10 protein-coding genes and 5 pseudogenes are annotated in these 12,319 nt (G+C 65.2%); 9 read left to right on the top strand and 6 right to left on the bottom strand.

The features are described from left to right. Positions 1-109: 109 nt before the first annotated feature. Positions 110-525, top strand: a pseudogene (locus Q0938_RS18365) (hypothetical protein). Between the two features lie 379 nt (positions 526-904). Here the strand turns inward: Q0938_RS18365 and Q0938_RS18360 are convergent. Both Q0938_RS18360 and Q0938_RS18355 read right to left on the bottom strand, forming a co-directional pair. After that, positions 905-1,399: a hypothetical protein gene (locus Q0938_RS18360; RefSeq protein ID WP_299365430.1), complete on the bottom strand. Its 495-nt coding sequence runs from the start codon at positions 1,397-1,399 to the stop codon at positions 905-907. Positions 1,400-1,613: 214 nt separating this feature from the next. Continuing rightward, on the bottom strand, positions 1,614-2,273 hold the full coding sequence (locus Q0938_RS18355; protein WP_299365428.1) for a response regulator transcription factor: 660 nt from the start codon (positions 2,271-2,273) through the stop codon (positions 1,614-1,616). 144 nt (positions 2,274-2,417) lie between these two features. Between Q0938_RS18355 and Q0938_RS18350 the strand changes: the two genes are divergently transcribed. From Q0938_RS18350 to Q0938_RS18330, 5 genes and pseudogenes are all read left to right on the top strand, one after another. Continuing rightward, the gene (locus Q0938_RS18350; protein WP_299365426.1) at positions 2,418-2,744 is read left to right on the top strand and encodes a PepSY domain-containing protein; all 327 of its coding nucleotides are present in this window, start codon (positions 2,418-2,420) and stop codon (positions 2,742-2,744) included. Positions 2,745-2,883: 139 nt separating this feature from the next. Beyond that, on the top strand, positions 2,884-4,092 hold the full coding sequence (locus Q0938_RS18345) for a ferric reductase-like transmembrane domain-containing protein (protein ID WP_299365424.1): 1,209 nt from the start codon (positions 2,884-2,886) through the stop codon (positions 4,090-4,092). Positions 4,093-4,214: 122 nt separating this feature from the next. Next, a pseudogene (locus Q0938_RS18340) lies at positions 4,215-4,301 on the top strand (DUF2271 domain-containing protein); the annotation flags it as partial. A gap of 302 nt (positions 4,302-4,603) precedes the next feature. Next, positions 4,604-6,517, top strand: coding sequence for a heavy metal translocating P-type ATPase (locus Q0938_RS18335; protein WP_299365422.1), 1,914 nt, complete (start codon positions 4,604-4,606; stop codon positions 6,515-6,517). 69 nt (positions 6,518-6,586) lie between these two features. Continuing rightward, positions 6,587-6,943 (top strand): annotated as a pseudogene (locus tag Q0938_RS18330) (VIT1/CCC1 transporter family protein); the annotation flags it as partial. Between the two features lie 236 nt (positions 6,944-7,179). On the opposite strand, the gene Q0938_RS18325 reads toward Q0938_RS18330, so the two are convergent. The 3 genes from Q0938_RS18325 to Q0938_RS18315 form a co-directional block, all read right to left on the bottom strand. Then, positions 7,180-8,664, bottom strand: a complete 1,485-nt coding sequence (locus Q0938_RS18325; RefSeq protein ID WP_299365420.1) for an SGNH/GDSL hydrolase family protein — start codon at positions 8,662-8,664, stop codon at positions 7,180-7,182. Between the two features lie 355 nt (positions 8,665-9,019). Next, entirely contained in the window at positions 9,020-9,700 is a 681-nt protein-coding gene (locus Q0938_RS18320; protein ID WP_299365418.1) for a DUF6629 family protein, read from the bottom strand. A gap of 111 nt (positions 9,701-9,811) precedes the next feature. Continuing rightward, positions 9,812-10,096 carry a hypothetical protein gene (locus tag Q0938_RS18315; protein ID WP_299365416.1) on the bottom strand — a complete coding sequence of 95 codons (285 nt, stop codon included), beginning with the start codon at positions 10,094-10,096 and terminating at the stop codon, positions 9,812-9,814. A gap of 281 nt (positions 10,097-10,377) precedes the next feature. Between Q0938_RS18315 and Q0938_RS18310 the strand changes: the two genes are divergently transcribed. The 3 genes and pseudogenes from Q0938_RS18310 to Q0938_RS18300 all read left to right on the top strand — a co-directional run bounded on the left by Q0938_RS18310 (position 10,378) and on the right by Q0938_RS18300 (position 12,068). Next, positions 10,378-10,644, top strand: a complete 267-nt coding sequence (locus Q0938_RS18310) for a hypothetical protein (RefSeq protein ID WP_299365414.1) — start codon at positions 10,378-10,380, stop codon at positions 10,642-10,644. Positions 10,645-10,871: 227 nt separating this feature from the next. Next, a pseudogene (locus tag Q0938_RS18305) lies at positions 10,872-11,086 on the top strand (IS5/IS1182 family transposase); the annotation flags it as partial. A 328-nt stretch (positions 11,087-11,414) separates the two neighbouring features. Further along, complete coding sequence (locus tag Q0938_RS18300; RefSeq protein WP_299365412.1) at positions 11,415-12,068, top strand: outer membrane beta-barrel protein; 654 nt, start codon at positions 11,415-11,417, stop codon at positions 12,066-12,068. A gap of 44 nt (positions 12,069-12,112) precedes the next feature. Here Q0938_RS18300 and Q0938_RS18295 read toward each other — a convergent pair. Next, positions 12,113-12,319, bottom strand: a pseudogene (locus Q0938_RS18295) (transposase); the annotation flags it as partial.

Raw genomic sequence — 12,319 nt, 5'->3', positions numbered from 1 at the left:
TACTACGGCCACGACAATGTGGCGCTGCTGGATGGCGGCACCGACCGCTGGATTGCCGAGGACCGCGAGTTCTGGGGCGAAGAGGAAGAGCCGGAGCCCGGAACGGCAGATGGACGATAAGCGGCGGGACGTCACGACGGCGGCAGTCGTTGTCGTTCTCTTTGGTCTTCTGACGGTGTTTTCGGGAGCGCGCGCGCTTTTCGGCGGGCTCCAGGCACGCGCCGCGGTCGGCGACGCCGTCCCTTTCGTACTCTGGTTCAACTTTCTGGCCGGCTTGCCTATGTGGCGGCCGGTATCGGGTTGTTCCAACGGAAGTCCTGGGCGGTGCGGCTTTCGATCGCGATCCTTGTCGCGACGGTCCTGGTGCTGATCGCCTTCGGAGCGCATGTGCTGCTCGGTGGCGCCTACGAGATGCGGACGGCGTTGGCGATGAGCCTTCGGACGATCGTCTGGGCTGTCGTCGTCGGCGTGGCGCTCCGCAAGACGACGGACTTCTCTCCCGAGGGCGGAGGCGAACTCCCCTGAACCGGATGGAGGCGACACGAGCGGGGGCAGCCTGAATTATGCAGCGCACCGAGGGATGAAGTCGAAGAGCCTCCTCCTCGCCGCTGGCCGGTGCGGATCGAACTCCGGCGAAAGCGCAGGACGCTGATCCGGTTCGCAAGCGTTTCGCCTGATCGCTGCCGGCTCTGACCCCAAGGCCGCAGTTCGTTGACCTTGGTCATCCCGTAGTCCGGGACAAGCGCGATGGCGCGCGTTGCCCGCTCGGCAGTGCTGTTATCCGAGCGTCCTCGCCTTCCGCGTTTGGCGCGGAGCTTTGGCGGGACTCCTTCGGCGAAATGTTCTTCGATCGCGAAGTCAGCGAGCAGGTGTCCGAGTTCGCCCGCAAGAAGATGCATATAAATCAGACGGAGATGGCAGACGCCGTCCCCGACCTCACCTGCGCCTCGAGCTTCAGGTATCTACCAACGATGATGGCCGCCGGATAAAGCACCTCCTCCTCGGTCTGCGCGTGCAGCATCAACTTCTCGGCGAACTCCACCACCTCCGGGTGGTTTTCCTCCTGCGCAGCCGCAATCAGCAAGTGGAGGGCGGCCACGATCTCCTGATGTTCGGCCAACATGTGCGGCAGTTCGTCTGCCAGCCGGTCGGCCATGGTGATGGCCTTCTTGGTCTCGTCAGGAGAAATCTCAGGTCCGCTGCTGCTCCCGGTCACGGCCGCCAGCAGCCCGAGCGGCGGCATCGCAAACTCCTCCTCACGCTCGAAATGCGCATGCAGCCGGTCAGCTACCACTCGCGCGGCGTCTCCGGTACGGCCGCCCTGGGTGGTGGCTAACTTGAGATCCTTGTGAAGATGATCGTGCTCAGTCTTGAGCGACTTGGGGATAGCGAAGCTCATCCCAACCTCCCTGATGACAAGCCCTTCTTTCGACGTCCACAAACGGATCATCGCACAGAGCTCGGACCGCAGGCTTGACGAGGATCAACAAGAGCGAATCCTTCCTTCGCGTTGCCCGTACAGATGATCGGAGCACGGCGCACGCGACAGTCTGCGGCGATGCGAGGGCGACCGGCTTGCAATCCCAGCCGGGTCTGCAGGCTTCGCGGCAGCCTCACGGCCTGCCCAGTCGATAGCCCATGCCGCGCTCGGTCTCGATGAACTGCGCCCCGAGTTTCTTGCGCAGGCGGCTGACATGCACCTCGATCGTGTTGCTCTCCACCTCGGTGTCGAAGGCATAGAGCTTTTCTTCCAGCTGCGCCTTGGACAGAAGCTGACCGGGACGTGACAGGAACGCCTCGAACAGGGCCCACTCGCGGGCGGTCAGGTGGACCGGCTTGCCGTCGCGGCGGATGCTGCGTGCGGCAAGGTCGATCTCAAGCGCGCCATGGGTGACGATCGGGTTCGGGTTGCCGGCATAGCGCCGGGCGACCGAGCCGATGCGCGCCGTCAGTTCCGACAGGTCGAACGGTTTCACGAGGTAGTCGTCGGCGCCGACGTTCAGCCCCTCGATCCGATCCGACACCTGGTCGAGCGCGGTCACGATGATCACCGGCGTCACGTCGCCCTGGGCGCGCAGATCCTTCAGAAACCCGATCCCACGACCGTCCGGCAGCATCAGGTCGAGCAGGACCAAGTCGTAAGCGGCGCCCGCCATCGCATCTCTGGCCGCATCCAGCCGCATCACCCAGTCGACCGACTGGCCATCGCCCGCGATCTGATCGCGCACCGCGGCGCCCAGCACGGTGTCGTCCTCGATCAGCAGGATGCGCATGGTCGACCCGGTCCCTTTCCCACCACCCTCCATGATCCGTGTGGCTGACGCAAAGCTGACACGGCCGGATGCAGGACTTAAGGCTCCTGTCAGCTTCGCCGCGCAGGAGTTGCTCATGGTGGCCGCACCCGAGGAGTCTGGCTCATGCAGCGGATGGTGACAATGCTGGGCTTTCTCGCAGCCCTTCCCGGTGTGGCCTGGGCCGACGATGACTGCTTCGTGCCGATGGCGGGCTGGCAGCCGCGGGATGCGGTTCAGCGTCTGGCCGAAGAGAACGGCTGGACGGTCCGCCGCATCAAGATCGACGACGGCTGCTACGAGATCGACGGTCGCGACACCGAGGGGCGCCGTATCGAGGTGACCGTCCATCCCGCCACGCTGGACGTGATCGAGTTGGAATACGAAGACGACGACGAATACGAAGGGGACCATCCCTCCCGCAAGGACCGCGAAGAGCGGGGCAGGGATTGACCCGGTGGAGTTCGCAGGGCGCGTGAGTCCGGCGCCGCCGCGGCTGTCCATCCACTGGTCCACAGCTGCTGGCAACGTTCTGAATCTGTCTGGCCCATTGCTGGTCGCCCTGCTGTGCGCTCTGGCGGGGCTGCTCGGATTGACCACGTATGCGTCCTATGGCTCGGATGCAGCCGTCGGCATCGCTGTCGGGGCCGCGGCCGTCGTCGCCATGAGTCAGACCCTCATCCTCGCCGCACGCCCGCGTCTGCTGGAGCCGTTGTTCGGCGGGCTAGACCGCATGTACCGGGTCCACAAGTGGCTGGGCATCTCGGCATTGGTCCTCATGATCCTGCACCAACAGGTCGAACCCGATTTCGAGCGAACGGTTCGTGAAACCGGGCTGGGTGAGCTGGCTGAAGAGGCAGGCGAGTTTGCCTTCAACGCGCTGCTCGTGTTGATCACGATCAGCTGGTTCCGCCGGCTGCCGTTCATCGGGCTGGAGCTTCCCTATCAGATCTGGCGGTTCAGCCATCGGTTCATGGGCGTCCTGTTCGCGATCATCGTGTTTCACCAGTTCTTCGTCGACATGCCGACCGGGGTTGATCCGTCACTCTCGGTGCTCCTGAACACCTTCGGTCTCGCCGGAGTGATTGCCTGGGTGCACACCGAACTTGTCGCCCCCCGCCTGCGGCGCAGGGAGTTCACGGTCAGCGAGATAAGCCGACACGGGGACACCACCACGGTGACGCTCAGCCCCAAGGGGCGGGCCATGCGCTGGCGACCGGGGCAGTTCGCCTTTTTTCGCGCACCGGAGGCGGGATTGTCCGAACCGCACCCCTTCACGATCGCCAGCGCCCCCCGCCCGGACGGCGCGCTGACCCTGTCGATCAAGGGGCTCGGTGGCTGGACCCGGCGCCTGCCTGACGTCCTTCGGACCGGAATGAGCGTGCAGGTTGAGGGCCCCTACGGTCGGTTCGACTTCCGCAAGGGTGGTGCGCGCCAGATCTGGCTTGCGGGGGGGATTGGCATCACGCCGTTCCTCGCATGGGCAGAGAGCCTGACCGAGGCGGAGCGGCGGAACATTCATCTCGTCCATTGTGTGCGCACGCCCGAAGACGCGATCGGGCTGGAGACCCTGCGAGCGGCAGCGGCCCGCAATCCGCGGTTCAGCTATCGGCTGGTCGCAACTGCACGCGATGGTCGCCTGACGGCCGAGCGGCTGGCCGAGATGGCGCCCTTCGAAATCCGGGATGCCGATCTGTGGTTCTGTGGCCCGAGAGGCCTGAAAGACGGGCTACTGAAAGGGCTGAAGGCACTAGGACGGACACCGCGACGGGTCCGCTTCGAGCATTTCGAGTTCGCCTGAGGCGGAGCCCATCGGTTCCGCAGGGGCGTCATGCGGCGCCCGTGCCCAGTTCCCCTCCCGCCCGTCAGCGGGGCGTCTTTCTTCCTGACAGGAAGCTGAAGCAGGAAGCGCTGCGCGGTCAGCTGTTCGATGCGGGCTACACCCTGCACATTGACGCCGCCGTCGAGGAGATGCGGGATAGCCCGAACGAGGTCGCGGTGCCGCTGACCAGGCTCTGGCGCTCGTGACGGTGCGGACGCTCAGCGGCGCTGCGTTGTCGGTCTTCCCTGCGGCCGAGCGCCTGACCGCGCCCGAGGCAGCGACGGGCAAGAACATGTGCCGAGGCTGACGCCTGGGCGACGGCCTGCATGGTGAAAGGAAGCTTGGAGGGGGGGAAATTGGCGCGTAGAAGTAAATTGAGTGCGCTCTTCATTGACCGTGAGGGATATCATCTTCGCGAAACCCGAGTGGGACGGCTGTTCGAGATCCGTCTCGACCCCGAGCGCGTGGTTGACGACGGGATACGCACCAGATGACATCTTTGTTTCAGAATCGCCTGAATGTCGCCCTGTTGGGCGTCGCATTGCTTGGTCTGGTGGCAGGCCTTGTACTTTGGCTGATGGGGCAGCCGGATTTTGCCATGGTCGCGTGGACGGCAGGTGTCGTCCCGGTCCTTGCGGCGCTCTGTGTCGAGATCGTCCGCAGTCTCGGCCAAGGCGAGGTCGGGCTGGACATCGTGGCGGCGCTGTCGATGTCGGCAGCACTTCTGTTCGGCGAAACACTTGCGGCGGCGGTGGTCGCGCTGATGTATTCGGGAGGTACCTTCCTCGAGAGTTTCGCGCAGGGTCGTGCCCGGCGTGAGATGAGCGATCTTCTGTCCCGCGTGCCGCGGACCGCCACTCGCCACCGCAACGGCGCGCTCGATGAGGTGCCTCTGGACGACATCGCGCCGGGCGATCTGCTTCTGATCCGCCAGGGCGACGTTGCCCCCGTGGACGGGACAGTTCAGAGCGCGCGCGCGATGCTCGACCAGTCGGCACTGACCGGCGAGTCGATGCCCGCCAGGCTGGAGCACGGGCAGGACGTCATGAGCGGCTCGACGAACGCGGGCGACGCTTTCGATCTCCGGGTCACGAGACGAGCTGCCGACAGCACCTATGCCGGGATCGTCAGGCTGGTCGAGGAGGCGCAGAAGTCCAAGGCGCCGATGGCGCGGCTGGCCGACCAGTATTCTCTGCTGTTCTTGATCGTTACGGTCGCGCTGGCGACAGCCGCCTGGTGGTTCACCGGAGATCCGATCCGCGCGGTTGCGGTCCTGGTGGTCGCGACACCCTGTCCGCTGATCCTCGCGGTGCCCGTAGCATTGGTGGCCGGGCTTTCGCGGGCGGCCCATTTCGGGGTTCTGATCAAGGGGGCGAAGCCGCTCGAGGCGCTGGCCCGGATTAGGACGCTGATTCTGGACAAGACCGGGACGCTGACAGACGGGCGACCACAGATCGTGTCGATCGACAGGCATGGCGACATGTCCGAGGATGACATTCTGTATTTCGCGGCCGCGCTCGATCAGGCCTCGAAACACCCGATCGCCCAGGCGATTGTCGCGGCGGCGCGGGCGCGCGGGCTTGCCCTACCTATTCCCGAGAAAGTCGTCGAGGCGCCGGGCGAAGGCGTCGCGGGAACCGTCGATGGACGAAGGGTCGTCGTGGGGGGCGCAGGTTTCGTTGCCTCGCAGTCAGGCGTCGCCGAACCTGAAGGCGCGGTCGTCGAGGCGGGGTCTGTGGTCGTGTCGCTTGCCGTGGACAGCAAATTGATGGGTCATCTGGTGATGGCCGACGCGCTGCGCGCTGGGACCGCCGACCTGCTCGCAGGACTGCGCGGGTTGGGGATCGCCCGCATCCTGCTGGCGACGGGCGACCGTCGGGCCGTGGCCGAGGCAGTGACGGAGGGACTGCGGCTCGACGCCGTGCGCGCCGATCTGACGCCAGATCAGAAGGTGATGCTGGTTCTGGCAGAGCACAAGAACGGCCCGGTGATGATGGTGGGCGATGGTGTCAACGATGCGCCCGCGCTGGCCGCCGCCGACATCGGCGTCGCAATGGGCGCGCGCGGGGCTGCGGCCTCGGCCGAGGCGGCGGATGTCGTGCTGCTGGTGGATCACCTGGATCGCCTGTTACCGGGGATCGAGGTCGCTCAGCGTTCGAGACGGATCGCCCTTGAGAGCGTCGCGGCCGGGATCGGTCTCTCGGTCCTGGGCATGATCGCCGCAGCTTTCGGATACCTTACACCCGTGCAGGGCGCGCTCTTGCAGGAGATGATCGACGTGGCGGTCATCCTGAACGCACTGCGGGCGCTCAGGATTGTGCCGGGACCGATAGGTCAGGTCGCGGGCAGCCCTGCCGATGCAACTGCCAGCCGCCGGCCGCGGCCCGCATCTACCGCCGCATAGTCCGAAAGGCTCTTTCAGATGAGCAGGTTCTCCCATTCCGAAGTCCACATGGTGCATCGCAGCGGCTGACTGCGCGCCGCTGTTCTGGGCGCGAATGACGGCCTCGTCTCAACGGCCAGCCTCGTGGTCGGCGTCGCGGCGGCAGGTTCGGGGCGTCCCGAGATCGTGATCGCCGGACTTGCCGGTCTCGTCGCCGGAGCGATGTCGACCGGCGAATACGTCTCCGTCAGTTCGCAGACCGATGCGGAGCAGGCCGACATCGCGCGCGAGACCCACGAGCTGAAGGAAACGCCCGAGGCGGAACTCGAAGAACGGTCACGCATCTATGTCGGGCGGGGGCTCGACGCGGATTGGAGCCGTGCGCGTGACGAGCTCGGCATTTCGGAGACAGTGACCGCGCATCCCATTCAGGCAGCGTTGGTGTCAGGGAAGATCGGCTTGACCGCATTCTTCGGTGACAGTCTTCCGTATGTCTGCAAGCTAAAGCAAACACACCGACCTCCGCGATAAGCCGAAGAATGATGACAGTTCACCAAGCTTACACCTGCCACTCTTGAGCTTGCAACTCGGGCTTGCCGGACAGCACGCCCGAGTCGCGACAAACGAGCTTTCTTCTCCCATCCGCGCCGGTTCGGCAGGGAAGGCCCGCCTTGGGCGTGGCGTCACACCAGTCCCCAGATATCCGCCTCCTGGTACCACGTCTCTCCGGTTAGCGTCGCAAGACCGGCACGTCCCTCGATGACCCGGACCTCCTCGACGCCCTGAATCCTGAGACCGAGCGTGGCCAAGGCCGCCTGCGGGTCGGATCCCGTCAGTTCGTCGCCAAGCTCGCTTGCGGTGTCGGTGTCGATGACCAGCCAAAGCGTGTCGGTGCCGCTGCCGCCCACAAAGAGGTCGGAGTCGGTCCCCGTTATCCCGCCGATCAGCTCAGCCTGGGTGAAGATGAACTGGTCCGCTCCACTGCCGCCCCAGCAGCGGTCGCTGCCCAACCCGTCGATCAGAACGTCCTGTCCCTGGTTGCCGAAGACCCAATCCGAGCCTTCGCCGCCGCTCAGGACGTCACGGCCGTGCTGGCCGATCAGAAGGTCGCTGCCGGACCCACCCGAGACGAGATCGTTGCCCTTTCCCGCCAGGATGCTGTCGCGGCCGCTTCCGCCGAAGGCGAGGTCGTTCCCCCGCCCGAGACTGATGACGTCGTCACCTTGCAGCCCCAACACCAGATCGGCGCCTCTTCCGGTCGCCACGACGTCCGAACCGTTCGTCAGTTCGGTTGGGGCATGCTCGAGAGCGAAGGCCGTGTAGGCACCCAGGATGCCGTGGGTGGCCGTGGTCGGATGCAGCGGGTTCCAGAACGCCACCTGATCGTCATCGTACCCGGCCAGCGCGTCGGGCGCACCGGTCTCGAGCGTGAGACTCCAGGGCGCGATGAGACCGAAACCGGAGGGATCCTCCAACAGGGCCCGTGTGATCGGCTGGATGTCAAGAAGCCGCACGTCCTGTCCCTGTGCCTGCAGCGCCTCGACCCCTTGTCGCAGGCCAACGGTGTGGGCGGCCGAGAGGGCGATTGACTGTGCCGCCTGCGTGGGGTCGAGCGCACCCAGAGCGGGAAAGAAAAGTGGAACCGGCAGGGTGGAAATGACGACTTCGCCCATGCCAAGGCCGAGCAGATCAGTCGCGGCCGACAACGTGGCCTGCACTGCCGCGGCCAGGACGACCGGCGCGTCGGAGGGGCTCGTGATGGTGAGGAAATCGTTGCTGCCGGCCAGGATAAAGCCTGTCGCGTCCCCCAGCGGGGTTCCGGACATGTCGGCGGCGAAGCGATCCACCTGGGCGCCGAGATTGGTGTCCAGATCCAGCCGCGGATCGGTTTCGGGAACGAGCAGCGCGTTCGTGAACCCCAGTTCCGTGAAGAAATCTCCCAGACGCTGGGTGCCCACCGCCTCGGCCCCAGCCAAGGCATAGTTCCCGCCCTGGGGCACGCCAAGCAGATCGTCGACGTACTCAGCATAGGTGCGCCCGTTGCTGAGCCGGCCGTCTGTCCCGACATAGGAGAGGAGGGCCGGTTCGGCGACAAGACCCTGAGCCAGTTCGAACAGGTTGCCATCTTCGGTGAGGCTGTTGCCGAAGAAATGGATGGGACCAGTCACGCTTGAAGACGCTGAAGCATTCATTGCGGTTGTTTCCTGCGGTGAAGTTGCCTGACCGAAGCGCGGTATGCGGGAACTGTTGCCAGGGCTCGCTGGGTCAATCTGTCACTCCGGCAGAGGAAAGGACGCATGACTGGTGCTCAACTTGCCCGGAGCAGGAACAAAGATACCGCGGAATGCTTCGACTCCCAAGCTTGAACATTCCGCGGGTATGCGAAGGCAGGCTGCTCACGACCAATCACTCCAGACCACGACCTGTTTCGGGGGCGGGAGGTGTTCGCGAGCGCCTGCAAGCTTGACAGCTGCTCGACAACCGTCCGTGCCAGGAGGACACGGCGCGTGATGCGCTCCGACCTCAGGCGCCAAAGACCAGGCGGCGGGAAGGTATCTGAAGCCGGTCTATCAAGAACACGACGTAGGCCGACACCACTGCCGCGAGGTAGCACCAGATCGAGGTGAAGGCGTAAGTGGCGAACAGGAAGGCCAGCAGCACCGAAAGGGTCACCAGAACGCCGAAAAGCCGAACGCCGGGGGCTGTGGAGAGGAGCAGAGGCAGGCAGATTACGCCTGCATAGGTCACGCGCAGCACCATCTTCGACACCACGCCGTCATAGATCAGGCGGGTGTCGTAAAGGATCGAGCCCCGGGCAGTTTCAACGGCCAGCCAGTCCGGATTGACCACGAGCGGCGCGAACAGCGACAGGCCATACGCCCCACCGAATATTGTGATGCCGAGGAACACCCGCCTCAGCCAGGTCCGTTCCTCCACGAGGATTACGGCAAGGGGCGTCAGTACCAGCCAGAGCAAATAGGCAAAGAGCAAGAGTACCATTGCGGCGGCGCGAGACGCGGGCGGCACCGGACCATCGAGGCTTTGCCAGACGAAACCCTCGAAGATCTGCTGCACGCCGAAGAGAACGGGAAAGGCCGCAAGCGTCAGATAGCGGCGATCCGTCTTCCCCGCCCGCGCCAGCGCGACGCCGCCAAGCGGGATCAGGACAACCCCCGCCCCAAAACTCGCCGTCGCGAAACACATGGCCGAACCTCGCTGACGCCGCCATGCCACGATGCGACCGGCCCGGGCGCGATGCCTTGACGTGGATCAACGGCGGGTGGTCCCACTCGACCACCATGCGGAACGTCAATGTCAGCGCGTCGTGCGGCTTGCCGCCTGCGCCATCACGAACCTCATCGACCGTTTCCTCGGCACGCTCTTTCCGTTCAGCCGCCACACGATGACCGCAAGGCGCACCGCCAGTGTCGGTTCGCGTTGGCGCGGCTGATGCCCAACTCCCGGCAAGTGGGCTTCCACGGCGTGCGGTTCGCGCGCAAGCCAGGCGATCCGCGCGTCGTCCTTCAGGAGCCAGCGCAGCCAGAGCAGTGCCTCCTCGGCCTCTGTGATCTGTCGTGGGCTCATCAACGGCGAAACCATGATTCCGAAGTCGTCCGCGGAAGCCCGCAGAACTCTGCTCCAGCCTGCGCAACGGCCGCCGTCTCGCCGGATCGCTGGACGGTAGCCCGGCAACAAATGCGTAGGGCCGGCAACCCCTTCTGAGCCGTCGCCTGCCCGCCGCCCTGCGGCCCCAGTCGGCGCCGCGCATTCCACACCGGGCACGATCCGGCCGGATCCCCTCAGAGAAGGTCCACCCAGATGATCAAGCCACCGGGGATCTCGTCGTCGCCTTCGATCTTTCCACGCGCGAGGCGTTCAGCATGGGGTTGACCTGCCCACCCTCACCTATGTCGCCCGCTGTGACGCCCTTCGGCCAGACCCCTGCGGAAGGCGTCGCCGGTGTCGCGCAGGGTGACGTCGTCGTGGCGTTCGGTCTACGGCGGCGGGTCACCTATTTCGGATCGCTGCTCGAGGCGCTGACCGCCAATGGAGCGCAGATCCTCCTGGTCGCCGACCAGAACACCGCCCTGCCCCACAGCGGCTCTAGATTCAGCATCTCGCGCGATTTGCCGTCGGCCTGCTGGTGAGGTTGATCACAATTCCCTGCCGCTCCAGCGTGATGTGGATGCGTCGGTAGCCGAACCGCCGGCGTTCCGCTGCGACGGTCTTCATCGCTGCCCGCGCCTCGGCATCGTCGGGGGGTAAGCTCCGGTAGCGCAGGTTCGACCGGTCCATCGCCAGCACCTGACACGCCCGGCGCTGGCTCCGTCGCAACGACGTGGTCCACCACCTCCGGCCTGATGCCGGGCGCTACCGGAGCACCCCGCTCGGGGTGCGCCTGAGCCCGGCCACTCGGCACGATAGATTGATGCTGGCGCCCACTCTGGATGCCGTGCCAGGCGTCCGCCACGGCCGTGCCTGTCCCGTAAGCGCTCCGGCAAGTTCCACTCCGACAAGGCTTACCACCATCACCGCTGCCGGAGCGAGTCCCGGAAGCACAGGATCACGCCTCATATCGCCCGGCGCGGAGGCTTTCGTCCTCCTCAGTTGCGTCCTCATCGGCCTCAACCAGATCAGAAGGTTTTGTTAGCTTCTACGAGCCCGCATCGAAAGATCATGTGAACTCACAGTGCCCGCGCCATGAGCCGGATGTTTGCGGTCAGCGTAAAGGGCCTTGAGATTCTCAGCGATACCATGGCCCCCGCGATCAGGCCGTCGATGGTCCGCCTTCAACCCGGCCCCGCGCCGTCGACCGTGTATTCGTCCGTGTCCGCACCGTCCCGCCGAAATCAATACACATCGATCCCGGGTGGTGTAAGTTTGTGTCTGGGTGAGGAGCAGAGAAAGGTAGAGGTTCATGAAACAGGCATCTGTGGGCGCGGCAGTGGCGATCGCCGCGCTGGTGGGGGGCGCGGAGATGGCGTCCGCTCAAGCGTTTTCGCTGGGAGAAGTCTACGTCAAGGGCTTCGGGGGCGCGACTTGGCCGTCGAGCCTCGACTCCACCCTCACGGAGAACGGGACGCAGATCGCCCTCCCCAGTTTCGACCATGACACCGGGTATACCTTGGGCGCCGCGGTTGGCGCGGCCGTCACGCCGAACCTCTCGACGGAGATCGAATACGCCTACCGCAACGCCGACTTCACCGTCACAGACCGTGGCGAAGGCGACCAGGCCGACGGCGACACTTCTGCCAGGGCCTTCATGTTCAATGCGCTTTACATGTTCGACGGCATGGGCGCGACCGGGGTGGTCCAGCCCTATCTCGGCGGCGGCATCGGCGGGGCCAACGTGGAGATGAGCGCCGGCGGCCAGGATTTCGACGCCGAGACGTTGCTTGCCTACCAGCTGATCGGCGGCGTTGACTACGAGTTGAACCCCAAGGTGAGCCTCTACGCCGAGGGACGCTGGTTCCAGACGAAGTCGGGTGACTTCGACGGCCCCGACGACGAGAGCTTCGACGGGAAGTTCGAGACCTTCGACCTGCTCGTCGGCATGCGCTATGCCTTCTGACGCAAACTGACGGACGGGCGCGCGGCCCGCTTGAGAGCCTGAGTTCATGCGAAATCGCAGTATGTTGCGAGATGCGGTGTCATAAGCCTGATGCCCGCGATCAGGGTCCAGGCCGTTGAGCTTTCCAACGATCGCTCCTCGTCCTTTGCCAATCTGTGGCACTGCCTGAGCCACGCGAATGTTCGCTCGACGACCCGTCGACGCGGCAGAACCTCGACCCACTCGCGGTGTCGGAACGCTCGATGATCTCG

The organism is uncultured Paracoccus sp. (genome assembly GCF_947496875.1).
In the GTDB taxonomy this organism is placed as follows: Bacteria; Pseudomonadota; Alphaproteobacteria; order Rhodobacterales; family Rhodobacteraceae; genus Paracoccus.
The sequence above is the reverse complement of the archived record's forward strand: the minus strand, read 5'-3'. Positions and strand labels throughout refer to the sequence as shown.

Excerpts from the sequence above, each read along its gene's own strand:
- Q0938_RS18360 (WP_299365430.1), bottom strand. The coding sequence starts at position 1,399 with ATGAGCTTCGCTATCCCCAAGTCGCTCAAGACTGAGCACGATCATCTT.
- Q0938_RS18355 (WP_299365428.1), bottom strand. The coding sequence starts at position 2,273 with ATGCGCATCCTGCTGATCGAGGACGACACCGTGCTGGGCGCCGCGGTG.
- Q0938_RS18350 (WP_299365426.1), top strand. The coding sequence starts at position 2,418 with ATGCAGCGGATGGTGACAATGCTGGGCTTTCTCGCAGCCCTTCCCGGT.
- Q0938_RS18335 (WP_299365422.1), top strand. The coding sequence starts at position 4,604 with ATGACATCTTTGTTTCAGAATCGCCTGAATGTCGCCCTGTTGGGCGTC.
- Q0938_RS18320 (WP_299365418.1), bottom strand. The coding sequence starts at position 9,700 with ATGTGTTTCGCGACGGCGAGTTTTGGGGCGGGGGTTGTCCTGATCCCG.
- Q0938_RS18315 (WP_299365416.1), bottom strand. The coding sequence starts at position 10,096 with ATGGTTTCGCCGTTGATGAGCCCACGACAGATCACAGAGGCCGAGGAG.
- Q0938_RS18310 (WP_299365414.1), top strand. The coding sequence starts at position 10,378 with ATGGGGTTGACCTGCCCACCCTCACCTATGTCGCCCGCTGTGACGCCC.
- Q0938_RS18300 (WP_299365412.1), top strand. The coding sequence starts at position 11,415 with ATGAAACAGGCATCTGTGGGCGCGGCAGTGGCGATCGCCGCGCTGGTG.